The sequence below is a fragment of the Kribbella rubisoli genome, assembly GCF_004217145.1.
Taxonomy (GTDB): Bacteria; Actinomycetota; Actinomycetes; order Propionibacteriales; family Kribbellaceae; genus Kribbella; species Kribbella rubisoli.
In genome coordinates, this window is sequence record NZ_SHKR01000017.1 from 498,268 (window position 1) to 521,661 (window position 23,394).

A 23,394-nucleotide genomic window follows, 5' to 3' on the forward strand; every position below is an offset into this window, starting at 1 on the left:
GTCGGGGTCCCGGGCGCAGGCACCACGTCCTGCCCCGCGCCACGACGTACCCCAATCCGAGTGTGCACCCACGCCTGACCACCAACAAAGCCCTGCAGCGGCTGATGTCGTCGCGTACGCAGTGTCGGATCGGTGGTGAGGTGTTCGTGGTAGGTGTGAAAGGCCGCCGACGACGGCGCCCACTGAACTCGAGGAGAACACCATGAGCGCCACCTTCACCTTCGACATCTTCTCCAGCTTTGACGGCTACGGTTCACCGACCGGCCCGTACGGCGGTTACTGGGGCAAGCAGGGGCCCGAGTTCCTCGCGCATCGCCTCGCGCAGTTCGGTGAGAAGCAGCGGATGGTCCTCGGTGCCAACACCTATCGGCTGATGGCGTCGATGCTGGCCTCGCACCCAGCTGGATCTGAGGTGCACGACTCATGGGTCAGCCGGATGACGAACCTGCCGACGACCGTGGTGTCGAACAGCTTGCAAGGACCACTCGACTGGCCGGATGCGAACGTTCTGACCGGCGATCCGATCGAGGCCGTCGCGCGCCTCAAGGAGGAGTCGGACCTGCCGCTGCGGTCACACGGCAGCCTGACGCTGAACCGGGCGCTCCTCGCCGCCGGCCTGGTCGACCTCGTCCAGGTGACGATCTTCCCGGTGATCAACAGCCGGGGCCAAAGCGCAGAGGACCGGATCTTCGAGGGCACCGGCGACTTCGACCTGGAGTTGATCGAGAGCAACACTCTCGACGGTCACACGCAAGAGCTCATCTACCGCCCCACCCCGCGGAACTGAGATGCGGGTGGCATCCCACCTCCGAGAGGGGATGCCACCCGCGCTGGTCTAACGTCTAGCTCATTCCTCCCACTGGAACTGCCAGCCCGGAGCGCAGGGCCACTCGGGTGCGCAGGTCGAGTTCGGATCGTGGTACCAGACGTCGGACACCGCGTACCCGTAGTGCCGGTACACGTTCTGCTTCTGGATGCACTCGTCCTGGGTCGCGCAGGTGACGGTGTGGATGGTCTGCGTCTGAGCCTGCGCCACCGTCGCCCCACCGGCAACCACAGCCACCGCGGCCGCACCCATCGCAACCATTCGCCCGATCGATCTCATGAAGCATCTACCTTTCGCATCAATTAGATCGTTGCCCAATGCAACTCTCCGTCACGCTAGTACCGGCGTCGATCCCCAAGCAAACGTTTCAATCTCAGCCGAATCCCGTTTGACGATTGAGTGCCGTGGGCAACAACACTCGGTGGTCCGTCTCCTTCCGGCCGCCGGTCCGCGGGGAACACCCGCCACCCGCGACCCAGTCGCTTGTGCATTTGTTCGTCGTGGCGCTTGAATGGCTTCGTACACTGTGCGTCCACGCTTGCGTGGGTGCTCTCTGTCACGACATCCGCACCGCGGGTGCCCACCTCCGGAGGCTTCGGTGAACCGGTCATCCCTTGTCCGTGTACTCCTCGCGTTCCTGGTCCTCGCCGCGTCGACGTACGTCACGTTGACCGCGAAACCACAGCTCGGTCTCGACCTGCGCGGCGGGACGCAGATCGTGCTCGAGGCCAAGGATTCTCCGACGGTCAAAGCGACCAAGGAGACCACCGACAAGGCCACCCAGGTGCTGCACCGGCGGATCGACGCGCTCGGGGTGAGCGAGCCGAACGTGACCCGCCAGGGCGAGAACCGGATCATCGTCGAGCTGCCCGGCGTGCAGGATCCGCGCGAGGCCGCGAAGGTGATCGGCAAGACCGCGCAGCTCACGTTCCACGAGGTCCTCGACCAGGTCGCGCAGAAGCCTGCCAAGCCGGCGGCCGGCGACCTCTATCTGCCCAGCGAGAGCGGCCAGGGCTTCCTGAAGCTCGCCAAACCCGCGATGACCGGCGAGCTGGTCAGTGGCGCGGAGGGCCGGCTCGACCCGCAGCAGGTCGCGCAGGGCTGGTTCGTCGAGATGAACTTCAAGGGCGACGGCGGCAAGATCTGGTCGTCGATCACCGGCAAGGCCGCTTGCAACCCGGTCAACACCGCGCCGCGGCTGATCGCGATCGTGCTGGACAACGAGATCATCAGCTCGCCGCAGGTCGACCCGAACGGCGGCAACCAGCTCTGCAACATCGGCATCACCGGCGGCAACACGACGATCTCCGGCGCCTTCACCGAAGAAGAGGCGAAGGACCTCGCCGCGCTGATCTCCGGCGGCGCGCTGCCCGTCCCGGTCCAGGTGATCGACCAGCGGACAGTCGGCCCGTCGCTCGGCCAGGACGCGATCCAGGCCAGCGCCCTCGCCGCGATCATCGGTCTCGCGCTGACCGCGCTGTTCATCATCGTGGTCTACCGCCTCGTCGGGCTGATGGCAGTCCTCGGCCTCCTTGGGTACGCCGCGATGTCGTACGCCGCACTGACCGTGCTCGGAGCAACTCTGACCTTGCCGGGCCTGGCCGGCTTCGTGCTGGCGATCGGTATGGCGGTCGATGCGAACGTCCTGGTCTTCGAACGCGCCCGCGAGGACTACATAGCCGGCCGGACAGACGGCCTCCGAAGATCACTCCGCAGCGGCTTCCAGAACGCCCTGTCCGCGATAGCCGACTCCAACATCACCACGCTCCTCGCCGCCGGTCTGCTCTTCTTCCTGGCCGCCGGCCCGGTCCGCGGCTTCGGCGTCACGCTGTCGATCGGCGTCCTCGCCTCGATGCTGTCCGCGCTCGTCGTGACAAGAGTGCTCGCGGAGTTCGCAGTGTCGCGCGGCTTCGTCCTGCGGCGCCCACGCCTGAGCGGAATCGCCGGCCACGGCAAGGTTCGCACCTGGCTCGAGTCCAGGCAGCCGGCGCTGATGAAGCACAGCCGCCGCTGGCTGGTGATCACAGCCGTCGCCATCATCGTGAGCGTGGCCGGCGTCGCCGTACGCGGACTGAACCTCGGCATCGAGTTCACCGGCGGACGACTGATCGAGGTCAGTACGACGCAACCGGTCACGCCCGACCAAGCACGTGCCGCCGTGGGCGAAGCCGGGTACCCGACCGCGGTCGTGCAGGCGTCCGGAGCCGACGACATCACCGTCCGCACCGGGACGATCAGCGACGACGAAGCCGAGAAGATCAAGGAGTCGATCTCGCGGATCGGCGGCGGCGCGGAGGTGATCCGCAACGAGAGCATCGGCCCGTCGCTCGGTGAGGAACTGCGGAACAAGGGCCTGATCGCGCTCGGCATCGCCCTGCTCGCCCAGTTGGCGTACCTCGCTGCAAGGTTCCGCTGGACCTTCGGCGCCGGCGCAGTACTCGCGCTCGTGCAGAACGTCGCGGTCGTGGTCGGCGTCTTCGCCTGGACCGGGAAGCCGATCGACGGCATCTTCCTCGCCGCGATCCTGACGATCATCGGCTACACGGTGAACGACTCTGTCGTCGTCTTCGACCGGATCCGCGAGACCCGCAACGCCCGAGCGACGGACAACCTCGGCAAGGTCATCGACACCGCGATCATCAACGTGCTGCCACGGACCATCAATACGGGAATCTCCACCCTGTTCATCCTCAGTGCGTTGCTGTTCCTGGGCGGCGACTCATTGGCCGACTTCGCCCTCGCGCTGCTGCTGGGCATCCTCGTCGGCACCTACTCGTCGAACCTCACCGCAGCGCCTCTTCTGCTCGAACTCGAACGCCGCTACCCGGCCCCGCCGCCGCGGCCCAAGCGCCCCCAGGTCGACCGCGACGCCCAGCCCGACCGCGGCGCCGTCGTCTAGGCTGGGGTACCACACAGGGTTATCCACACCCTCGCCCGCCGGACCGGAAATCTGTCGGTCCATCGGGCTAGGGTGTGGCGGTGGGTGTTGATGTGCGGGATCTGCTGGAAGCTGCCGTGGCCGGGATCGCCGGTCAGACACGGCCTGGGCAGGTGGAGATGGCGCAAGCCGTGGACACCGCGATGCACGACGGATCGCATCTGCTCGTGCAGGCCGGCACCGGCACCGGCAAGTCCCTCGGATACCTCGTGCCCGCGCTGCTGCATGCGATCGAGGACCGCCGCGTGGTCGTCTCCACCGCGACCCTCGCATTGCAGTCGCAGCTTGTCGACCGCGACGTCCCGGCGCTCCTCGACGCGACCGAGAAGCTCCTGCCGCGCAGACCGAAGTACGCGATCCAGAAGGGGCGGAACAACTACGCCTGCCTGCACCGGATCCGCGAGGGCGCGCCGGACGACGACGGGATGCTCGTCGATGTGCCGCCGCCGGGCGAGGTCGGTCGCCAGGTCATCGAGCTCCGCGACTGGGCCGAGCAGCAGCTGGCCGACGGCGAGGCGGGCGACCGCGACCACGCGCCCTCCCATCAGTACCAGGCCTGGCAGCAGATCGCGATCGCCGCGCGCGAGTGCCTCGGCGCGCAGAAATGCCCGTACGGCGAGGAGTGCTTCGCCGAGAAGGCCAAGGAGCACGCCCGCAAGGCCGACATCGTCATCACCAACCACGCCCTGCTCTCGATCGACGCCTTCGAGAACCGCACGGTTCTGCCCGAGCACGACGTCGTCATCGTCGACGAGGCGCACGAGCTGCCCGCCCGGGTCACCGGTGCCGCGGGTGACGAGCTGTCGCCGCAGATGGTCGAGCGCGCCGCCAAGCGGGCCCGCCGGTTCGTCGACGACGACAAGGCCGACGACCTGATCGACGCCTCCGACGCCCTCCGCGCAGCCCTCGACGGCACCCGCGAGGGGCGGATCGAGGCATCGAACGGGCCCGTCCTCGAGGCCGCTGCCTTGGTCCGCGACGCGGCCCGCGGGATGTACTCCGACCTCAACAAGAAGTCCGACGACAAGGACGACGACCCGGACGGCGCCAAGCGGCAGTCCAAGGGCGCGGTCAAGGAGATCTTCGACGTCGCCGAACGCGTCGCTGCGCTGAGCGACCTCGACGTTGTCTGGATGATCGACCGCGACCGCTTCGGCCGCGAGCTCCGGATCGCCCCGCTGACTGTGGCCGGCCTGCTTCGCGAGCTGGTGCTGCGCGACCGCACCGCCATTCTGACGTCCGCGACGCTGACGCTCGGCGGTGACTTCGATGCGATCGCCCGCCAGGTCGGTCTCCGGCCCGCGGACAAGCTCGCTGACGACGACGAGATGCCGGAACTCGACTCCGACGACGAAACCGCCCCGCTGCCGTGGCGCGGTCTCGACGTCGGCTCCCCGTTCGAGTACGAGAAGCAGGCGATTCTGTATGTCGCGAAGCACCTGCCGCCGCCCCACCGCGACGGCCTGGGCAAGAAGCAGTTCGAGGAGATCATCGACCTGATCACCGCGGCGGGCGGCCGGACGCTCGGTCTGTTCTCGTCCCGCCGCGCCGCCGAGGCAGCGACAGCCGCCGTACGCGAGGCCACCGACCTGAAGGTGCTGTGTCAGGGCGATGCGCAGCTCGGGGAGCTCGCCCGCGAGTTCGTCGACGACCCGGAGACCTCGCTGTTCGGGACGCTGTCCCTGTGGCAGGGGATCGACGTGCCGGGTTCGACCTGCAACCTGGTGATCATCGACCGCGTCCCGTTCCCGCGGCCCGATGAGCCCCTGATGGCGGCCCGCCAGCGCGCGGTCGACGAAGCGGGCGGCAACGGGTTCATGGCCGTGGCCGCGACGCACGCCGGACTGCTGCTCGCGCAGGGGACCGGCCGGTTGATCCGCCGCAGTACCGATCGCGGCGTCGTCGCGATCCTCGACCCCCGCATCGTCACCCAGCGGTACGGCGCGTTCCTGCGCGCCTCCTTGCCCCCGATGTGGCCGACCGCCGATCGTGAGAAGGTGCTCGGCGCCTTGAAACGACTGCAGTCCACATGAGTCCGGCCGGTCCGCCCGTGCTGCCGATGATGGCGTCGCTGGGGCAGATGCCATCAGGTTCGGGCTGGTCGTACGAACTGAAGTGGGACGGCATCCGCGTGATCGCCGAGGTCGACGACGGCGTGTGCCGGCTCTGGTCGCGCAACAGCCACGATGTCTCCGGCGGGTACCCGGAGCTGCTTGGTCTCGCCGAAGCGCCGGGCCTGCGGCTGCCCGCCGTACTCGATGGTGAGATCGTCACGCTGGACGAGAAGGGCGCGCCGTCGTTCGGCCTGCTGCAGCGGCGGATGCACGTGCGCGATCCACGTCAGCTCAGACATCTGATCACCGAGGTGCCGGTCTCGGTCCGGCTCTTCGACGTCCTCCGCTTCGACGGCAAGTGGTTGCTAGAGGCAACGTACGACGATCGTCGCGGACTGCTCGACTCGCTCGACATCGGCGACCCGTTCTGGGAGATCCCGCCCGCGCTGCAGGACGGTTCGGAGGCCTTGGACCAGTCCGCCGCACAAGGGCTCGAAGGCGTCGTCGCGAAACGGCGCAAGTCCCGCTACCTCCCTGGCCGTCGCAGCTCCGACTGGATCAAGATCAAGCCGGTGCAGACCAGGGATGTCGTGCTGTGCGGATGGCATCCGGGGGAGGGCAACCGCGAAGGGACGATCGGCTCGTTCTACTGCGGCGCGTACGCCGAACCCGGCGGCGAGCTCGTGCTGATCGGCAAGGTCGGATCCGGCCTGGACTTCGCGACCCTCGACATGCTCAGCGCCGAGCTGGCCGGGCTCGAGATCGACCGCCCGTCGTTCGACCCGTCGAGCATCCCGATGACCGACCGGCGGCGGGCACACTGGCTCGATCCCGTCCTGGTCGCCGAGGTCACCTTCTCCGGCTGGGGCGGCGACGGCCGGCTCCGGCATCCGGTCTGGCGTGGATTGCGCCTCGACATCAACCCGGAGACGGTTCTCGTCTCGCGAAACTGACTGTGCAGCTGCATTTGCAGGCCGCCGCGACATGCAGGCAGCAGCAGGAAATGTTCGAAATGCGGAGAAGATTCTGAGGTGCTGCGACGCCTTCTGTTCAGCTGTCGCAGGAATTCAGCAAGCCGACAGTTGCGTACGGCCCCGAATCGCGGTCAGGGTCAGTCGTTCGTTTCCCGCGACGGTGCCGGCACCGCCAGTGCCGCCTCGATCTTGTCGGCCAGCTTCTCCGGCGAGTGGGTGGGCGAGTAACGCGCGATCACCCCGCCGTCGCGGCCGAGCAGGAACTTCGTGAAGTTCCACTTGATCCGGCCGCCGAGCAGGCCGCCCTGCTCGCGTTTCAGCCAGTTGTACAACGGAATCGTCCTCGATCCGTTGACATCGATCTTGGCGAACATCGGGAACGTGACGTGGTAGATCGTCGAGCAGAAGTTCGCGATCTCGTTCTCGTCACCGGGCTCCTGGTGGCCGAACTGGTCGCAGGGAAAGCCGAGCACCGAGAAGCCCTGCCGGCGGTACGTCCGGTAGAGCTTCTGAAGACCTGTGTACTGCGGGGTCTGGGCACACTGCGACGCCGTGTTCACCACCAGGAGCACCTGGTCGCGGAAATCGGCAAGAGACTGTTCATTGCCTTCGATCCGCGTGGCGCTGAAGTCATAGACAGTCGTCATAGCTCAATGCTGACACGACACGCCGGACTTCGCTCGCCGTCTGACATGTCAGACTCGGCGCAGAACTGTTACGACCTTTCCGAGAATGACGGCGTCCTTACCGTCGATCGGCTCGAAGGCCGGGTTGTGCGGCAGCAGCAGGATCTCGGTCTTGGTCTTCTTGAACGTCTTCACGGTCGCCTCGCCGTCGATCATCGCGGCCACGATGTCGCCGTTCTCCGCGGTCTGCTCCTGCCGGACGACGACCCAGTCGCCGTCGCAGATCGCCGCGTCGATCATCGACTCGCCCTTGACCTTCAGCATGAACAGCGTGCCCTCGCCGACCATTGCCTTAGGCAACGGGAAGACCTCTTCGATCTCCTGCTCGGCCAGGATCGGGTTACCGGCGGCGATCTGGCCGACCACCGGCACGTAGACCGCGTCCGGATGCGCGTCGCCGGCACCGGTCTCGTCGTACGTCGTCTGCCGCACCGAGCCGAGCGCCGAACGGCGGGCGGCCGCGTCGACCTCACCCGGGTAACGGACCTCGATCGCCCTTGGCCGGTTGGGATCGCGGCGCAGCAGACCCTTCTGCTCGAGCACGCGAAGCTGGTGTGACACCGAGGAGGAACTGGTCAGCCCGACCTTCTCGCCGATCTCGCGCATCGAGGGCGGGTAGCCGCGGCTGTCCACCGAATCGCGGATCACGTCCAGCACGCGGCGCTGGCGCGGGGTCAGACCGGTCGCGTCGGCCGGCCCGTCGGGCAGCTCGCTCACGGTCCGGTCCGCAGCCTTGTCCGCAGCCTTGTCCGCACCGGTGCGCGCGGGTCCTTGCTGTCCCGCCCCGCCACCCCGGTCATCCTTGCTGGGTCCGCTCGGCGTCCTGGCCATCGGTGGTTGCTCCTCGGGTCGGGCCGGCGATCACACCACCGGCCGAAGCTTGCTCGACTGTGATGACCGTAGACCGAATTCTGAGATTCTTCAAACATCTGTTCGAAGGCGTGTCGGTTCGCACATCTGTTCGTGTGTCAGGTTATAAGCCGCACGCGGGCAACTTCGGCGTCAGGGAATTTCGCGGGCGTGTCCTGGTTGGAAGTGGTTGCGCGACGGGTGCCTGTCGGTTAATCATTCGTACAGACGTTCGATCGAACAGGTGTTCGGTCGGGGCCGGGCCGGCCGAACTTCAGAAACTGTCGGAGGCGGCCGGTAGACAGGACTCAACACCGCAGGACGCGCACTGACCGAGGTCTGGAGGATCCGATGAGCACAGCAGCTCTGGCGGCAAACCCACTGGCACCACACCGCTCACCCGAGCCCGCCGTGGCGCCGGTGACCACACCGGTGACAGCGCTGCGCCGTCGGCCGCGCATCGACGGAGCGACCGACTCGCTTCCGGTCCGGGCCTGCTCCGGCGAGGCGCTCGGCCGCCACGCCACGCCGACCCGTCAGCGCCCCGAGGTCGAGCCGTCCGCCCTCCGCCTGACCCGCCGCGGGCGCATGCTGCTGACCGCCGTGTCGGTCTTGATCTTCGGCTCGGCGATCGTCGTCCTGGGTCTCCGCGTCACCGGCGTAATCGAGCCCGGCCCACACTTCACCCACACCGTCCCGGTCCAGGTGGCGCCCGGTCAGACCCTCTGGTCGATCGCGCAGAACACCAACCCCGCCGAGGATCCCGCGACGATCGTCGAGAAGATCGCCGACCTGAACAAACTCTCCAGCCCGGCCGACATCACCCCGGGGGAGACGCTCCAGATCCCGATCGCCGGCTGAGCTTGGTGGCGTAGCCCAGGTAGGACAGATCGATCCGCCGCACCTGACCGATATCCATCCGCCGACTCGCCTCGCCGAACGACAGCTGCCCGAGTCGCACCCGCACGAAGTTCCACCCCAATGACGCCAGACCTGCTCGCGGCCCGAGTCCGACGATCTCGCCCAGCCGCAGGCCGTGCCGCCGCAGAATCGCCTCGAGTTCGAGCGGCTTGATGAACATCGCCCAGGAGTGGACGCCGGTGTCGACAACCCGCGTCAATCTCCACTCCTGTAGCAGCTTGATGAAGAACAGCTTCGAGGCCCGAGTCCGGTTGATCGTGTCGAACAGGTAGACCCCGCCGGGCTTCAGCACCCGGGCCGTCTCCGCGACAACTTGATCCAACTCCGCGACATGCTCGAGCACATCACAGCAGTACGCGATATCGACGCTCTCGTCCTTGAGCGCAAGCCGTTCGCCGGCATTCACGACGTACCCGATCTTCAGCCCGGACGCCGTTGCGTGCTGCCGCGCCGTCCTGATCGACACCTCTGACGGATCGACGCCGAGGACTCGGCATCCGATGTGCGCGAACTCCTCGGCCAGGAAGCCACCGCCGCATCCGACGTCGACGGCGCGCAGGCCGGCCGGATCGAGTCCGAGTCGATCGAGTACGTCGCGGAAGTACGCGAACCGCGCAGGCGTGAAGCTGCCGTTCAGCGCATTCAGTGGATTCGACTCGTCCCACCAGCCGCTGCCCAGCCGGTCGTAGATCGCATTGTCAATCGGCATCACGCCAATCGTCCTCCCGCAAGGCGTACACGTACTCGTTCGCCCATTCGCCCTTGAACTGGAGTGCGTCGATGAAATGCGCCTCCCGACGCATCCCCAGCCGCTCGAGCAATCGAGCCGACGCGTCGTTCCGATCGTCCAGCACCGCGACGATCCGGTGCAGCCCGAGCTCCTCGAACCCGACCCGCAACATCTCCCGCGCCGCCTCCGCCGCCAGCCCTTTGCCCTGGTACGCCGTGTGCAGCGCGAACCCGATCTCGCCCTGACGATCGATCTCGCTCTCCCACTTCAGCAGGACCTCGCCGATCACGGTGCCGCTCTCGCGAAGCTCGATCGCGAGCACCAGCCACTGGCCCGACTCCGTCAGCTCGCCCTGCGAGAGCTTCTTCTCCAGCGCGACCCGCGTCTCCTCGCGATCGCGCACCGGCCACGGCGTGTACCGCACCACCTCCGGCCGCGAATGGAACGCGTACAGATCATCAAGGTCGTCCATCCGATGCGGCCGCAGCTCCAGCCGCTCGGTCCGCAGTGGGTACGCGGGTCGGAATCCAGTCACGGCACCATCCTCGGCTACGCTGTCTAATGACGTTAGACAGTACCCGCACCCAACCACCCCGACAACGAGATTTCATGACCAGACGCGACCCGTCGTCCCATGCGGCTGCCGGCATCACGGTGCCTGCGATCGCCGACGCCGCCTTGGCTGTCATCCGCGCAGACGGCGTCGACGGCCTGACGATGCGCGCGGTCGCCGAACGGCTCCACGTCCGCGCGCCAACCCTGTATCACCACGTCCACAACAAGTCCGACCTACTCGACCTGGTTGCACGCAACGCGTTCGATCAGTTCGCCGCGGACAACGCGGCGTACGAGAAGCTGCAGACCATCGACGCGTGGATCGCACTGACGAGATCCGGCTCCCTCGAACTGCGCGCCTTCTACGCCGATCACCCAGGGCTGGCCGGACTGATCCAGTCAAAGGCCACGTCTGATCGCGACCAGGGCGACGGATCCCGTGCAGAGCTCATCCGTGCCCAGATCGACGCCCTCGTCCGACTCGGCGTACCAGAGTCCGAAGCGCGTCACCTGTTCGAAGTCACCGCTCGATGGAGCCTGGCCGCCGTCGTCGCGGAGTCCGCAGCGTCGGTCGGCACCCCGGACGTCTTCACCGACGGCCTCGACCTTTTCCTGTACGGCGTACGCGCCCGCCTGGTCGATCTGGTCAGCTGACGGTCGCGAGCCACATCTCGGCGTACCGCTTGCCGTCCACCGCCGTCGCGACCTGAACCGTCGTCGGCGACAGACCATGCGGGTCGCTGGTCAGATCGGCCGACCAGTCCCGCGTGTCGACGATGGTCCGCCCGCGCGACCAGCTTCCCGACAACTCGATCCGCACCGGGAACGGCTGCGTCGTCAGGCCGGACGGATCGATCACCGCACACACCGCGCCGCCGTCGCCGATGCTCGCTCCATCGGATTGGTACAGGCTGCTCCGCTTCTCGATCAGCTTCCGCGCCAGCTCCGCCGACGGCGATCCGCTCAACCCACGCGCCTGCTCCAACGTGACCACCACGTCGTAGAAGACATCCAGCCCGTACATCGTCGTCGGCACGTCGAGTTCACTGGCCGCGGTCAGCACGATCGCGGCCGCCTCCGGGTCGGTCCAGATATTGAACTCCGCCGATGCCGTCGCGTTCCCGATCCCTGCGGCGCCACCCATGAACACGATCTCGCGCAATCCGGCCGTCGCATCCGGATACGTCCGCAGCAGCAACGCGATATTCGTCAGCGGCGCCAACGGAATCAGCGTGATCAGCTCACCGGTCGCCGCGGCCTCCCGCAGTACGTCGCGCAGCAGCTCGACCGCGTGCCGCGGATCCGTCGTCCGCGCCGACCGCGGCCAGTCGATGTCCCCGAGCCCATCGGCCCCGTGGACATGCCGCGCCATCCGCACCGGCTGAAGCAGCGGTACGGCGGCACCGCGCGCGACCGGCACATCCGGCCGGCCCGCGGCATCGAGCACCGTGAGGGTGTTCCGGACGACGTCATCAAGTCCGACGTTGCCGCCGGCGCAGGTCACGGCCTTGAGGTCGAGCTCGGGGTGCCGAGCGGCGAGCAGCAGCGCACAGGCGTCGTCCAGGCCCGTGTCGACATCGAGAATCACCGGCTTCATGCCGACATCCTCACATCCGGCGTTGGCCGTCGCTTCATCATCGGCTCGGGCGCCGTTCGTCTCGGCGGGCTTAGGTCCGTGGTGATGTCTCGGACCGAGTCGTTCCTCCGCGCGCCCGGCACGCAGTTGCGGATCTGGGCCCACCGTGGCAATTCGTCCGCCGCCCCCGAGAACACCGCCGCCTCCGACGAGGCTGCCCGTCGCGCCGGCGCCGAGTGGATCGAGAACGACGTACGGACGACGAAGGACGGCGTACCGGTCGTCATGCACGACGAGACCGTCGACCGCACCACCGACGGGACCGGTCCGATCCAGTCGCTCACGGCTGCTGAGGTCGCGGAGCTGGACGCGGGCTCGTGGTTCGCACCGGCGTTCGCGGGACAGCGGGTACGCACGCTGGGAGCCCAGCTCGACGGCCTCAAGACCCGCGGCGGCAATCTGCTGCTCGAGATCAAGGGCGAGCACGCGCGATCCTCCGTCGTACGGATCGTGCAGGAGATCCAGGTGCACCGGATGAACGGCCGCGTGTTCGTGCAGAGCTTCGAGCCGCAGCACCTGCGCTGGGTCCGCGAGCTCGCGCCCGAACTGCCGCTCGGCCTGCTCCGCTTCGCGCTCGACCCGGACCCGGTCGCGATCGCGATCGCGAAGGACCTCGAGCTGACGTCGTACAACCCGTCCGATGCGGCGCTGCAGACCCGGCCCGGGATCATCCCTGAGCTGCACGCGGCCGGCGTCGCGGTCAACGTGTGGACGGTCGACGACCCGAACCGCTGGGACGCGCTCGAGCGAGCCGGCGTGGACGGCGTCATCACCAACTGCCCGGCCGAACTCGCCGGCTGGAACGCCGGCCGCTTCGCGCTCGCGGGCTGAGCCATCCGGGCCGCCTCCCGCCCTCGAACCGCCCTCGAAGCGCCCTCGAACCGTCCCGGAAGTGCTCCGCCGCGGAGGCCGTAGTTTGCGCCTCGAAAGGGTCATTCGGGCGACGCCACGCGGGAGTACACGAGCCCGCGCGAGTGTTGGAACCTAGACACGCGCGGGCGATCGGGGCGTGCTTGCAAACTGTCGGAGCAGCGATCTAGGATCCCTAGATGTAGTGGTTACACGGGTGTAATTTTCCACAGGTAGTGGTTGGTTGCACACAGGTTCTACACAAGTTGTCCCCAGGCTGATCCACAACCTGCCCCCTCGGGGGTAGTCATGGGAGGAGTGATTCGTCGTGCACTGTCCGTATTGCCGGCACGCCGACTCACGGGTGGTCGACAGCCGGGTGGCCGAGGACGGCGGAGCGATCCGCCGCCGGCGTCAGTGCCCGGTCTGCGAGAAGCGGTTCACCACTGTCGAGCAGATGCAGCTCACGGTCGTGAAGCGCTCGGGCGCGACCGAGCCGTTCAGCCGGGAGAAGGTCATCAACGGGGTCGGCAAGGCGTGCAAGGGCCGGCCGGTGAACGCCGACCAGCTCGCGCGCCTGGGTCAGAAGGTCGAGGACGCGCTGAAGGGCAGCGGCTCGCCGGAGGTTCCCGCGCACGAGGTCGGACTCGCGATCCTCGGGCCGCTGCGGGAGCTGGACGAGGTCGCGTACCTGCGGTTCGCGAGCGTGTACCGGCAGTTCGAGTCCGCCGACGATTTCGAGACCGAGATCGCGCTGCTGCGGGCCGAGAAGGAGCCGCAGGGCACCGAGCCGGGCCAGCTCAAGCCGACCCAACAGACGTAAACCGGGGGAACGGTAATTCCAAGAAATACAGGCGGTATGTGGCGTTCACGCAGCACTCCAACGGGGCGGTCCCGACAGACCGCGGTAGTAGACACAGGGCGAGGAGCAACCATGACAGAGACGGTGACCGGCCACTCGGGGTCGACCAAGCGGTCGGCGGCCGGGTTCCGCGGGCGGAAGAACGCGCCCACGGGACTCACCATCGAGCGCGTCTTCAGCACCGAAGGCGTCCACCCGTACGACGAGGTGACGTGGGAGCGTCGCGACGTCGTGCAGCAGAACTGGAAGACGGGTGAGACGGTCTTCGAGCAGCGCGGGGTCGAGTTCCCCGACTTCTGGAGCGTCAACGCCTCGACCATCGTCACCACGAAGTACTTCCGTGGCGCGGTCAGCCACGACAACCGGGAGTGGAGCCTCAAGCAGCTGCTCGACCGGGTCGTGAAGACCTACCGCCGCGCCGGCGAGGAGCACGGCTACTTCACCACGCCCGCCGATGCGGAGGTCTTCGAGCAGGAGATCACCTGGCTGCTCCTGCACCAGTACTTCAGCTTCAACTCGCCGGTCTGGTTCAACGTCGGGACGTCCTCGCCGCAGCAGGTGTCGGCCTGCTTCATCCTCGCCGTGGACGACTCGATGGAGTCGATCCTGAACTGGTACAAGGAAGAGGGCCTGATCTTCAAGGGCGGCTCGGGCGCAGGCCTGAACCTGTCCCGGATCCGCTCGTCGAAGGAGCTGCTGCAGTCCAGCGGCGGCACCGCCTCGGGCCCGGTCTCGTTCATGCGCGGCGCGGACGCGTCGGCAGGCACGATCAAGTCCGGCGGCGCGACGCGCCGTGCGGCCAAGATGGTCGTGCTCGACGTCGACCACCCGGACATCGAGGAGTTCGTCGACACCAAGATGCGCGAGGAGGAGAAGATCCGCATCCTGCGTGACGCGGGCTTCGACATGGACCTCGGCGGTCGCGACATCACCTCCGTGCAGTACCAGAACGCGAACAACTCGGTCCGGGTTTCGGACGAGTTCATGCGTGCGGTCGAGGAGAAGGGCGACTTCGGCCTGCGGGCGCGGCTCGACAACTCGGTCATCGAGACCGTCGACGCGCGGAACCTGTTCGACAAGATCGCCCAGGCCGCGTGGGCCTGCGCAGACCCGGGTCTGCAGTACGACGACACGATCAACGACTGGCACACGACGCCGGAGACGGGCCGGATCACCGCGTCCAACCCGTGCTCGGAGTACATGCACCTGGACAACTCGTCCTGCAACCTGGCATCGCTGAACCTGATGAAGTTCCTCCGCGATGACGACCTCTTCGACTCGGAGAAGTTCGTCAAGGCGGTCGAGCTGATCATCACCTCGATGGACATCTCGATCTGCTTCGCGGACTTCCCGACCGAGGCGATCGGCGTCACCACCCGCGCGTACCGGCAGCTCGGTATCGGCTACGCCAACCTCGGTGCACTGCTGATGGCAACCGGCCACGCGTACGACTCCGACGGTGGTCGCGCACTGGCGGGCGCTATCACCTCGCTGATGACCGGTACGTCGTACAAGCGCTCCGCGGAGCTGGCCGGCATCGTCGGTGCGTACGACGGCTTCGAGCGGAACAAGGACGCCCACACCCGGGTGATGCGCAAGCACGCGGCGGCCAACGACGCGATCCGGACGATCCACGAGATCGACAAGGACGTCCACAAGCACGCGGCCGCGGCCTGGGACGGCGTACTGAAGGTCGGCGCGAAGAACGGCTGGCGGAACGCCCAGGCGTCGGTGCTCGCACCGACCGGCACCATCGGCTTCATGATGGACTGCGACACGACCGGTATCGAGCCGGACTTCTCGCTGGTCAAGTTCAAGAAGCTGGTCGGCGGCGGTTCGATGCAGATCGTCAACCAGACCGTCCCGCGGGCGCTGCGTCAGTACGGCTACACCGAGGAGACGATCGAGGCGGTCGTCGAGTACATCGCCGAGAACGGTCACGTCGTCGACGCCCCGGGCCTGAAGCCGGAGCACTACGAGATCTTCGACACCGCGATGGGTGAGCGGGCCATCAAGCCGATGGGCCACGTGCGGATGATGGCAGCGGCGCAGCCGTTCCTGTCCGGCGCGATCTCGAAGACGGTGAACCTGCCGGAGACCGCGACGGTCGAGGAGATCGCCGACGTCTACTTCCAGGGCTGGAAGCTCGGCCTGAAGGCGCTCGCGGTCTACCGCGACAACTGCAAGGTCGGTCAGCCGCTGGCGGACGCGAAGGCGAAGAAGGCCTCCGAGGCCGAGGCTGCAGTTGCTGCCGAGGCCGCGGTCGCCGAGAAGATCGTCGAGAAGGTCATCGAGTACCGGCCGACCCGCAAGCGTCTGCCGAAGTCGCGTCCGTCGCGCACCACGTCCTTCTCGGTCGGCGGCGCCGAGGGCTACATGACGGCCGGATCGTACCCGGACGACGGCCTCGGCGAGGTCTTCCTGAAGATGGGCAAGCAGGGCTCGACGCTTGCCGGTGTGATGGACGCCTTCTCGATCGCGATCTCGATCGCCCTGCAGCACGGCGTACCGCTGGAGACCTACGTCCAGAAGTTCACCAACCTGAAGTTCGAGCCGGCCGGTCTGACCGACGACCCGGACGTCCGGATGGCGCAGTCGATCATGGACTACATCTTCCGTCGCCTGGCCTTGGACTACCTGCCGTTCGACGAGCGGGCCGCCCTGGGCATCTACTCGGCGGACGAGCGGTCCCGGCAGCTCGACACCGGCTCCTACGAGCTGGCCCCGGTCGAGGTCTCCGAGCCCGAGTCCCTGAAGTCGGTCGAGCCGGTCGAGCCTGCTGAGCCGTCTGAGCCCTCCGGAGCGGACAAGCCGGTCGAGGCGGCCTCCGCCAAGCCGATCAAGGGCGAGGCTCACACCACCGCCGAGATGCTCGAGCTGATCACGGGCACTTCGGTCGACGCCCCGCTCTGCTTCACCTGCGGCACCAAGATGCGCCCCAGCGGCTCCTGCTACGTCTGCGAAGGCTGCGGCAGCACCTCCGGCTGCAGCTGACCTGCCTCTGGTAGCTGACCTGCCTCTGTAGCTGATAGCGCCACGGCCCCCGGGAACTTCCCACTTCCCCCGGGGGCCGAGGTGCGTCCGCTCACGAGTTGCCCAGGTAGAAGGCTGGAAGCGGTCCCAACCTGGCGCCCAGTGTCACCGGCGACCCATCTGCCATCGCAGGGAGGCGGCGTCGAGTCCTACTCGGTCGCCACGGGCTCCTTCGCGACCTGATCAATGGCCGGCGCGGTCGGAATCGGCGGCAGCTTTCGCCGTACCGTCCAGGTCCGACAGCGCAGTCAGCTCCTCCGCAGTCAGGTCGAAGTCGAAAGCTGCGAGGTTCTCTGCGAGCCGGCCCCGGTCGGCTGACTTCGGGATGGGTACGACGTCTTGCTGCGTCTCCCATCGCAGTACGACCTGACCCGGCGACCGCTCGTACTTCTTCGCGAGGTCCTGCACCGTCGGATGGCTCAGCAGGTCCGTGCCCTTCCCCAGCGGACTCCATGCCTCCGTGACGATCCCGTGCTTGGCATGGAAGTCGCGCTCGACTGCCTTCGCCCACACCGGGCTCAGCTGGACCTGGTTCACCTCGGGCGCCACACCGGTCTCGTCGAGCAGCCGCTGCAAGTGCGCCGGCTTGAAGTTCGACGTACCGATCGCGCGCACGAGTCCGGCGTCCCGGAGCGCGATCAGCCCCTGCCACGCTTCGACGTACCGATCCTGGTCCGGATTCGGCCAGTGGATGAGCAGCAGGTCCAGGTATTCGACGCCGAGCTTCTCCGCGCTCGCCTCGAACGCCGTACGCGCGCCCTCGACGCTGTGCCACCTCTTGTTGAACTTCGAGGTCACGAAGACCTGATCGCGCGGAGCACCCTTCAATGCCCGCCCGACGCCGACCTCGTTGCGGTAGTTCTCGGCCGTGTCGATCAGCCGATACCCGAGCTCGAGCGCCGCACTCACGGCTCGCTCGGCATCCGCATCGTTCATCGGCGACGTCCCGAGCCCGATCCGCGGCATCGCAGATCCGTGACTCAAAGTGACGGTTGGGCCCTGGCTCATCCAACTCCTCCTTCGGCTGACGCTGCCCCGACACCGTACGCCGATCACAGTCCGCACCCTCCGTGCCGACCGTCCGAAACCGGCCGGATCCGCCGTACGCCGTACGGCCGGGACGACCTGTCTCAGCGCCGGGAAACCACCCTGCGAACTGTCGGATCCGTGGTTCATGATGGTCCCGTGGGGCCTCGAAACACGTTGGAGGGGTGGGCAAATGAAGAACCGTCTGATCACTCTGGTGGACCTCGGTCTGGACAGCTCGTTCGACGCGTCGATGACGTTCGTCCAGGGCATCACCGGGAACATCAACGCAGGCTGGAACCGGCCGGTGATCGACGTGAACTTCATCCGCAGCCGCGATCACGAGACCGCCTTCTCCGCCCTGACCACCCCGTCGTCGGTCCTGCACGTGATGGCACACGGTGACCACAGCGAGGAGCCGTCCTTCCTGTCCACCGACGGCCAGACCCAGGTTTCGCTCCGATCCCTGGCCGACTGGTTCCTGGATCGCCAATGGGGGATCGCTAGCGGAGTCGTCATCGCCGACGGCTGCAAGACCGGCATCGGCAAGTGGCAACGCGCGATCCGCGACTGCTTGCAGGACGACATCACCTACATCGGCACCAGCACCGTCATCGGCTGGTATGAAGCGACCGTCTTCTGCTCCGCGTTCTACGGCGCCCTGGTCCGCAACCGAGGCCTCGGCCGCACCCCCGCCGAGCAAGGCTGGGACGCCGCCAACCGAGCCATCCGAGCCTACGAAACCCTCACCGACCAACGCTGCCCCTACAAGCCCGTCCTCCTCACCCCCTCCCGCCAGGCCCTCCGCTCGCTGACCGGCTGATCCTGTTGCCAGTGCCAGGCGGCTGGGCGCCGGGGCGTCCAGGTCGTGGGCGGCGACACGCTTTTGGCGGCTACTTTGGGTGAGGCATGTGAGACTTTTTGTGGACTCGTCGTGTGGCGCAGTCTGTGGTCTGGGTTGCCGGTGGCTCGGATGGTGTGAGGACGGGGAAGCCGTCTGAAGTGCATTGGCCGACCTGCTGACCTCCGCCCGACGCGGTGAAGGAACGCGCCCATGAAGCTCCACCGGAACTCCCTCCTGACTGCTGCCGCGATTGTGCTGGTGCTGTACCTGGTGTCGCTGGTCATCGGCTTGCCGGGCTGGTCGGCCGTGGTCCTCACCGTGGTGCTCCTGGTCCTGCTGGCCGTCGTCTGGAAGCAGCCCGACGAACCCCGTCCAGTTGTGACCAAGCCGGCGCCGCCCTCCGTCGTCCTGCCGGATCCGGATCCCGTCTTCAGCGGTCCACCGTCGCGGACCGTGAGCGACGTACGGCTGCCGTCCGCTTCGCCCGACTTCCAATTCAGCTTCTCGGCCGTCGTCCAGTGGTCGACCGTCCTGTCGGGCTCGCGCCATGCGGACCTCGGCGCGGTGGCGGTCGACGCCTTGCTGGAGCGAGCGCGATCGCTGACCGCGAGGCAACAGGTGATGGAGGAGTCGCTCAACCAGCACCGACTGGCTGCGCTTCTCGGCGAACCCGCGCTCGACGAGAAAGGCCTCGTGCGCAGCTGGGCCACAGATGTGCGACTGCGACTGCCGGATGCCGACCAGAAGCACCTCCTGCAGCTGGCCGCGCTGCATCGGCGGGAGCAGACCACTCTGCTCGAACGCCGGATGGAACAGGACAAACGCGCCTACTTGAAGGATGACGTCTTCGCCACGCCTGGCTCGGCCGCGGTCTGGTGGCTGGTCAACCACCCGGGCGACGTGGAGACGGCACTCGGTCTCCTCGACACCCTCGCCGAGTTGTCGGCCGCGGCGAACGATCTCCCCATCCGCCGTACCTCGGCAGAGGAGATCGAACGCCAACGGCCGACCCGCGCCGAACTCGCCTTCAGCACGGCAGTCGAGGATCTGACCGACCTCGACGACTCCGAGAGCCCGGAGCCGGAACAGAACGGCGCGAAGAGCCCGACAGATGAGTCGCACCAACGTCCTGTCCCACGGCACGCCCCCTACCGAGAGCAGTTCTACTCGGAGTAGGCCGGTGAGGCGGGCCGGCTGCAGGGTGGGCCCGCCCCACCGAGATCGGCTACGCATAGCTACTCGTCCAGCCAGCGGATCGTGCTCGATCCACTGTGGCCGTGGATCGTCAGCAGTGCGTCGATCCCGTCGGGCCACACGGTCGTGGTCGCGTACTGACCGCCCCAGTGCAGCGCGACCGTCCCGTCGCTCCACTCGACTCCTTCGGCGATCACACCCGTACCGCTGACGCCGGAGGGGTCGGAGTGCCGGATCAGCTGGAAGCAGCGTGGCCCGGACGTGCTCGCGACCTTCAGATGACGTCGCCGCGTGCTCCACGGCAGCGTCGCGGTTCTCCCGCTGATCTCGTCCATGCGCCAAGTCAACGCGTGACCGCGTGTCCTCACCAGGAACTCAACCGGTATCCACAGCGCACAAATTCTGCCCACCAGCGATCACCGAATCGCCATATTCTGATAGCAGGGAGTAACCGACAGGCAAGGGAGCGAGAAGCATGACAGTCATCGACGAGTGGACCGGTAAGCACGCACATGCCTTACGCACGGCGCTGCGCCTGACCAACGAAGCCTTCGCCGAGCACCTCGGCATCTCGCCGCGCACGCTGACGAAATGGCGGGAGAGACCGGAGCTCGTGCCGAGTCCCTTTCTCCAGGAGGCGCTCGACACCTACCTCAAACAGGCGCCCCCCGATGCACACCTCCGGTTCGCCGCCAACCTCGGCCTCGACCAGCGGCAGATGCCGATCGACGACACCGTGCTGACCCAGCTCAACACGGCCCTCGGCGACCTGGCCCGCGCCCTGGCGCGGTTGCAGACCGATGATCCGGAGCGATCTCGCACCGCTTGACACCGAGCGGCAGACTGGGCGCCGCAGCGCGAGGTGCGGAGGGAGCCACGCATGAGGCGACGCCTGGTGAATTCGTCGAGTGTGCGGTCGGTCGGATGGTCCGACGGCACACTGGAGCTCGAGTACGTGAACGGCTACGTCTACCAGTACTTCGACGTCCCACAGCCGACGTACGCCGCGCTCCTGGCCGCGCCCAGCGTCGGCGCGTACATCAACAAGCACATCAAGCCGTACTACGAGTTCCGCGAGATCTGAGTTTCTGTCAGGTTCGCAGCGGGCACCTGAGGAGCGCAGCACGGGGGCACGTCGAACCAGGAGATTCACATGGCTACCCGGAGAGCTACTGCGACCCGTTCCCGCGCGGTCACGATCATTGTTGTCGTCTGGCTTCTGATCGGCCTGGCGGCCGCGGCCCAGCGCCACTACTTCGAGAGTTCACGGACTTCGTGTGCCAAGGTCGGGACGGTGCTCGTCACGATCGTCGCCGGCCCGCTCAACTACATCGGCGCCAACCCGAAGATCGACTGCAGCACACCTCAGCCGTCGCGGTGATCCTGCTCCAGCGAGCCGTGTCCGCCGTACCGTTCCAGCAAGAACTGGATCGGGAGGGACACCGACATGCTGGAAGAGGAGATCACGGCGGATCTCGAGAGATTCAACGTGCCCGGCGCGAGCTGGGTGGTGATCGAGGACGGTGCTGTCCACGAGACCGGTACGGCCGGTCTGGTGGAGGCCGGGGGATCTCGGGCCGTCGCGCCGGACACATTGTTCCAGGCCGCGTCGATCAGCAAGCCGATCGCCGTACTGGCGATGCTGCGGCTGGTCGATCGCGGCCTGCTCGACCTCGACGAGGACGTCAACGAAAAGCTCACGTCGTGGCAGATCCCACCGACGGGGGCGTGGCAACCTGTCGTGACACTGCGGCAGTTGGCCAGCCATAGCGCTGGACTGACGGTCCACGGCTTTCCTGGGTACGCCGAGGGAGCCGCGCTGCCCACAACGGTGCAGATCCTCGATGGCGTTCGACCGACCAACACCTTCGGCGTACGCGTCGACCTCGTGCCAGGCACACAGTTCCGGTACGCCGGCGGCGGCACGATCGTCATGCAGCAACTCCTCGAGGACGTCACTCGTAAGCCGTTCCGTGAACTGGTTCGCGAGCTCGTGCTTGAGCCGCTGGGCATGTCCGACAGCGACTATGCGCACCCGCTGCCTCCAGGGCTCCACGCCAGGGCCGCCGTTGCGCACGACGAGCGTGGTCGCCCACTCGACGGCCGTTGGCACGCCTACCCAGAACTGGCTGCCGCCGGCCTGTGGACGACTCCAACGGACCTCGCCAAGGCAGCCATCGGCGTGCAGAGGATGTACGCCGGAGCTGATGATGCACTGTTGCCGCCCGAGCTCGCACGGGAGATGTTGACGCACCAGATCGCCGCAGGACAGCGAATCGGCGGGCTGGGGCACCTGGGACTCGGGTTCTTCCTCAATGACTCCGGCCAACGGTTCGGGCACAGCGGGGGCAACGCCGGATTCCGCTGTCACCTGCTGGCAGATCGCGACACCGGACAGGGCGCTGTAGTCATGACGAACGGCGACAACGGCGGGTGGGTCGTACAGAACGCGTTCGCTGCGGTCGCCGCGGCGTACGGCTGGGAGGGATACCCAGGTGAGGTGGAGGCGCCGGATCTGCCGAGTGACGAGGTCCTGGCAGAGCTGGCTGGTACTTACCGGCTGGACGGCAGAGTGCCGTTCACTGTTGAGCGCTGGGGGAGCGGGCTCGAGGTGACGTTCGATCGTCAGCCCTCGCAGCTGTTCATGGCGAGGTCGGCGACGAGCTTCAGCGCGGCGGAAACCGAATCAGGGTTCGAGGTACGCGACGGCGGACTGGTCTTCGCGCAGGAGGGAGTCGTGCTCGACTGCGTCCGGGAATAGCCTCCGGGGACGTCGGGTTACACCTGATGCCGTCCGGTTCGTGACCCCGGGCCTCAACCTAAGCCGCTACGAGCGGCCACTCGCCGAGAGGCGTCTCCTGGACGGTGCGGTACTTGACGAGGTGGGAGCCGGCTGACCGGCTCCCACCTCGTTGTCACCCTCGCGAAAACGACTTGTGTGGGTGCGGCATGATGGAAGTGTCGCTCGCGGACACGTGAGTGAGTGATGTGACCAGAGGGATCTGCACTGCTTCCCTCGACGTCGGTTCGCCGGTGTCGAGGACGGGTGCCGAGGAGCTCGGACGAGGGTCCGGGACCCCGATTTGCATCCGCACCATGAATGTCAGTAATGTTCTTCTTGTTGGAGCGAGGCGCAGGACGCGAAAGCGGCCGGCCCTTCAACAAACTCCCTGAAGGTCCTGGTAGCCGAAACACGCCCCGGTGGGTTTCGGACACTGAGACACGCAGAGAGACTGAATCGAAAAAGGCCGATTTGACCGGCTGGAAGCGAAACAGTAAAGTAGGGCGAGTTGCCCCGGAGCTTCAAACGAAAGTCTGAAGCGCGGTGTGCGTCCGATTCTTGAGAACTCAACAGCGTGCCGAAAGTCAATGCCGAAAGATGCATTAACCCCGTGCATGGGCTTCGGATGATTTCTG

General features: G+C 67.0%; 23 protein-coding genes. 15 read left to right on the plus strand and 8 right to left on the minus strand.

From position 1 onward, the window contains the following. Positions 1 to 202 precede the first annotated feature (202 nt). A complete protein-coding gene (locus EV645_RS37950; protein ID WP_130449398.1) occupies positions 203 to 787 on the plus strand; it encodes a dihydrofolate reductase family protein in 585 nt (194 codons plus the stop codon). Positions 788 to 847: 60 nt separating this feature from the next. On the opposite strand, the gene EV645_RS37955 is transcribed toward EV645_RS37950, so the two are convergent. Then, positions 848 to 1,105 (minus strand): hypothetical protein, encoded by a 258-nt coding sequence (locus EV645_RS37955; RefSeq protein WP_130449400.1) that lies wholly within the window; start codon positions 1,103 to 1,105, stop codon positions 848 to 850. Positions 1,106 to 1,424: 319 nt separating this feature from the next. On the opposite strand from EV645_RS37955, the gene secD reads away from it, so the two are divergent. From secD to ligD, 3 genes are all read left to right on the plus strand, one after another. Continuing rightward, positions 1,425 to 3,725: a protein translocase subunit SecD gene (secD, locus tag EV645_RS37960; protein WP_130449402.1), complete on the plus strand. Its 2,301-nt coding sequence runs from the start codon at positions 1,425 to 1,427 to the stop codon at positions 3,723 to 3,725. Positions 3,726 to 3,799: 74 nt separating this feature from the next. Then, entirely contained in the window at positions 3,800 to 5,797 is a 1,998-nt protein-coding gene (locus tag EV645_RS37965) for an ATP-dependent DNA helicase (RefSeq protein WP_130449404.1), read from the plus strand. After that, positions 5,794 to 6,771 carry a non-homologous end-joining DNA ligase gene (gene ligD / locus EV645_RS37970; RefSeq protein WP_130449406.1) on the plus strand — a complete coding sequence of 326 codons (978 nt, stop codon included), beginning with the start codon at positions 5,794 to 5,796 and terminating at the stop codon, positions 6,769 to 6,771. The genes EV645_RS37965 and ligD overlap by 4 nt, the downstream gene beginning before the upstream one ends. A 158-nt stretch (positions 6,772 to 6,929) precedes the next feature. Here the strand turns inward: ligD and EV645_RS37975 are convergent, their stop codons facing one another. Both EV645_RS37975 and lexA read right to left on the minus strand, forming a co-directional pair. Further along, on the minus strand, positions 6,930 to 7,439 hold the full coding sequence (locus EV645_RS37975) for a glutathione peroxidase (protein WP_130449408.1): 510 nt from the start codon (positions 7,437 to 7,439) through the stop codon (positions 6,930 to 6,932). A 48-nt stretch (positions 7,440 to 7,487) separates the two neighbouring features. Further along, positions 7,488 to 8,309 (minus strand): transcriptional repressor LexA, encoded by an 822-nt coding sequence (gene lexA / locus EV645_RS37980; RefSeq protein ID WP_130449410.1) that lies wholly within the window; start codon positions 8,307 to 8,309, stop codon positions 7,488 to 7,490. A gap of 369 nt (positions 8,310 to 8,678) precedes the next feature. Here lexA and EV645_RS37985 point away from each other — a divergent pair, with 369 nt between their 5' ends. Next, a complete protein-coding gene (locus EV645_RS37985; RefSeq protein ID WP_130449412.1) occupies positions 8,679 to 9,188 on the plus strand; it encodes a LysM peptidoglycan-binding domain-containing protein in 510 nt (169 codons plus the stop codon). On the opposite strand, the gene ubiG is transcribed toward EV645_RS37985, so the two are convergent. Both ubiG and EV645_RS37995 read right to left on the minus strand, forming a co-directional pair. Further along, the gene (ubiG, locus tag EV645_RS37990) at positions 9,148 to 9,957 is read right to left on the minus strand and encodes a bifunctional 2-polyprenyl-6-hydroxyphenol methylase/3-demethylubiquinol 3-O-methyltransferase UbiG (protein ID WP_130449414.1); all 810 of its coding nucleotides are present in this window, start codon (positions 9,955 to 9,957) and stop codon (positions 9,148 to 9,150) included. The genes EV645_RS37985 and ubiG overlap by 41 nt on opposite strands. Next, positions 9,947 to 10,513, minus strand: coding sequence for a GNAT family N-acetyltransferase (locus EV645_RS37995; protein ID WP_242000910.1), 567 nt, complete (start codon positions 10,511 to 10,513; stop codon positions 9,947 to 9,949). Before EV645_RS37995 ends, ubiG begins: the two co-directional genes overlap by 11 nt. Before the next feature lie 74 nt (positions 10,514 to 10,587). On the opposite strand from EV645_RS37995, the gene EV645_RS38000 reads away from it, so the two are divergent. After that, positions 10,588 to 11,187, plus strand: coding sequence for a TetR/AcrR family transcriptional regulator (locus tag EV645_RS38000; protein WP_130449416.1), 600 nt, complete (start codon positions 10,588 to 10,590; stop codon positions 11,185 to 11,187). On the opposite strand, the gene EV645_RS38005 is transcribed toward EV645_RS38000, so the two are convergent. Next, positions 11,180 to 12,130, minus strand: a complete 951-nt coding sequence (locus EV645_RS38005) for a nucleoside hydrolase (RefSeq protein ID WP_198682126.1) — start codon at positions 12,128 to 12,130, stop codon at positions 11,180 to 11,182. The genes EV645_RS38000 and EV645_RS38005 overlap by 8 nt on opposite strands. Positions 12,131 to 12,214: 84 nt before the next feature. Between EV645_RS38005 and EV645_RS38010 the strand changes: the two genes are divergently transcribed. From EV645_RS38010 to EV645_RS38020, 3 genes are all read left to right on the plus strand, one after another. Next, on the plus strand, positions 12,215 to 13,000 hold the full coding sequence (locus EV645_RS38010; protein ID WP_198682127.1) for a glycerophosphodiester phosphodiesterase: 786 nt from the start codon (positions 12,215 to 12,217) through the stop codon (positions 12,998 to 13,000). Between the two features lie 346 nt (positions 13,001 to 13,346). Next, the gene (nrdR, locus tag EV645_RS38015; protein ID WP_130449420.1) at positions 13,347 to 13,841 is read left to right on the plus strand and encodes a transcriptional regulator NrdR; all 495 of its coding nucleotides are present in this window, start codon (positions 13,347 to 13,349) and stop codon (positions 13,839 to 13,841) included. Between the two features lie 111 nt (positions 13,842 to 13,952). Beyond that, positions 13,953 to 16,874, plus strand: coding sequence for a vitamin B12-dependent ribonucleotide reductase (locus tag EV645_RS38020; protein ID WP_130449422.1), 2,922 nt, complete (start codon positions 13,953 to 13,955; stop codon positions 16,872 to 16,874). A 222-nt stretch (positions 16,875 to 17,096) separates the two neighbouring features. Here the strand turns inward: EV645_RS38020 and EV645_RS38025 are convergent, their stop codons facing one another. Further along, positions 17,097 to 17,921 (minus strand): aldo/keto reductase, encoded by an 825-nt coding sequence (locus tag EV645_RS38025; protein ID WP_130449424.1) that lies wholly within the window; start codon positions 17,919 to 17,921, stop codon positions 17,097 to 17,099. A 211-nt stretch (positions 17,922 to 18,132) separates the two neighbouring features. Between EV645_RS38025 and EV645_RS38030 the strand changes: the two genes are divergently transcribed. Beyond that, a complete protein-coding gene (locus tag EV645_RS38030; RefSeq protein WP_130449426.1) occupies positions 18,133 to 18,762 on the plus strand; it encodes a hypothetical protein in 630 nt (209 codons plus the stop codon). A gap of 231 nt (positions 18,763 to 18,993) precedes the next feature. Beyond that, complete coding sequence (locus EV645_RS38035) at positions 18,994 to 19,959, plus strand: hypothetical protein (protein ID WP_130449428.1); 966 nt, start codon at positions 18,994 to 18,996, stop codon at positions 19,957 to 19,959. A 59-nt stretch (positions 19,960 to 20,018) separates the two neighbouring features. On the opposite strand, the gene EV645_RS38040 is transcribed toward EV645_RS38035, so the two are convergent. Continuing rightward, complete coding sequence (locus EV645_RS38040; RefSeq protein ID WP_242000911.1) at positions 20,019 to 20,312, minus strand: hypothetical protein; 294 nt, start codon at positions 20,310 to 20,312, stop codon at positions 20,019 to 20,021. A 140-nt stretch (positions 20,313 to 20,452) separates the two neighbouring features. Between EV645_RS38040 and EV645_RS38045 the strand changes: the two genes are divergently transcribed. The 4 genes from EV645_RS38045 to EV645_RS38060 all read left to right on the plus strand — a co-directional run bounded on the left by EV645_RS38045 (position 20,453) and on the right by EV645_RS38060 (position 22,738). After that, positions 20,453 to 20,806 (plus strand): helix-turn-helix domain-containing protein, encoded by a 354-nt coding sequence (locus EV645_RS38045; RefSeq protein ID WP_130449430.1) that lies wholly within the window; start codon positions 20,453 to 20,455, stop codon positions 20,804 to 20,806. A gap of 51 nt (positions 20,807 to 20,857) precedes the next feature. Further along, the gene (locus tag EV645_RS38050) at positions 20,858 to 21,061 is read left to right on the plus strand and encodes a KTSC domain-containing protein (protein WP_130449432.1); all 204 of its coding nucleotides are present in this window, start codon (positions 20,858 to 20,860) and stop codon (positions 21,059 to 21,061) included. Between the two features lie 69 nt (positions 21,062 to 21,130). After that, positions 21,131 to 21,358: a hypothetical protein gene (locus tag EV645_RS38055; protein WP_130449434.1), complete on the plus strand. Its 228-nt coding sequence runs from the start codon at positions 21,131 to 21,133 to the stop codon at positions 21,356 to 21,358. A 66-nt stretch (positions 21,359 to 21,424) separates the two neighbouring features. After that, positions 21,425 to 22,738: a serine hydrolase domain-containing protein gene (locus EV645_RS38060; RefSeq protein ID WP_130449436.1), complete on the plus strand. Its 1,314-nt coding sequence runs from the start codon at positions 21,425 to 21,427 to the stop codon at positions 22,736 to 22,738. The last annotated feature ends 656 nt before the right edge of the window (positions 22,739 to 23,394 follow it).

Coding starts and splice junctions, on each gene's coding strand:
- lexA (WP_130449410.1), bottom strand. CDS start 8,309: ATGGCCAGGACGCCGAGCGGACCCAGCAAGGATGACCGGGGTGGCGGG.
- EV645_RS38020 (WP_130449422.1), top strand. CDS start 13,953: ATGACAGAGACGGTGACCGGCCACTCGGGGTCGACCAAGCGGTCGGCG.
- EV645_RS37950 (WP_130449398.1), top strand. CDS start 203: ATGAGCGCCACCTTCACCTTCGACATCTTCTCCAGCTTTGACGGCTAC.
- EV645_RS38000 (WP_130449416.1), top strand. CDS start 10,588: ATGACCAGACGCGACCCGTCGTCCCATGCGGCTGCCGGCATCACGGTG.
- EV645_RS38010 (WP_198682127.1), top strand. CDS start 12,215: ATGTCTCGGACCGAGTCGTTCCTCCGCGCGCCCGGCACGCAGTTGCGG.
- EV645_RS37985 (WP_130449412.1), top strand. CDS start 8,679: ATGAGCACAGCAGCTCTGGCGGCAAACCCACTGGCACCACACCGCTCA.
- EV645_RS38030 (WP_130449426.1), top strand. CDS start 18,133: ATGAAGAACCGTCTGATCACTCTGGTGGACCTCGGTCTGGACAGCTCG.
- EV645_RS38035 (WP_130449428.1), top strand. CDS start 18,994: ATGAAGCTCCACCGGAACTCCCTCCTGACTGCTGCCGCGATTGTGCTG.
- ligD (WP_130449406.1), top strand. CDS start 5,794: ATGAGTCCGGCCGGTCCGCCCGTGCTGCCGATGATGGCGTCGCTGGGG.
- ubiG (WP_130449414.1), bottom strand. CDS start 9,957: ATGCCGATTGACAATGCGATCTACGACCGGCTGGGCAGCGGCTGGTGG.
- EV645_RS38005 (WP_198682126.1), bottom strand. CDS start 12,130: ATGAAGCCGGTGATTCTCGATGTCGACACGGGCCTGGACGACGCCTGT.
- EV645_RS38025 (WP_130449424.1), bottom strand. CDS start 17,921: ATGAGCCAGGGCCCAACCGTCACTTTGAGTCACGGATCTGCGATGCCG.
- EV645_RS38050 (WP_130449432.1), top strand. CDS start 20,858: ATGAGGCGACGCCTGGTGAATTCGTCGAGTGTGCGGTCGGTCGGATGG.
- EV645_RS38060 (WP_130449436.1), top strand. CDS start 21,425: ATGCTGGAAGAGGAGATCACGGCGGATCTCGAGAGATTCAACGTGCCC.
- EV645_RS38045 (WP_130449430.1), top strand. CDS start 20,453: ATGACAGTCATCGACGAGTGGACCGGTAAGCACGCACATGCCTTACGC.
- EV645_RS38040 (WP_242000911.1), bottom strand. CDS start 20,312: ATGGACGAGATCAGCGGGAGAACCGCGACGCTGCCGTGGAGCACGCGG.
- EV645_RS38055 (WP_130449434.1), top strand. CDS start 21,131: ATGGCTACCCGGAGAGCTACTGCGACCCGTTCCCGCGCGGTCACGATC.
- EV645_RS37975 (WP_130449408.1), bottom strand. CDS start 7,439: ATGACGACTGTCTATGACTTCAGCGCCACGCGGATCGAAGGCAATGAA.
- EV645_RS37955 (WP_130449400.1), bottom strand. CDS start 1,105: ATGAGATCGATCGGGCGAATGGTTGCGATGGGTGCGGCCGCGGTGGCT.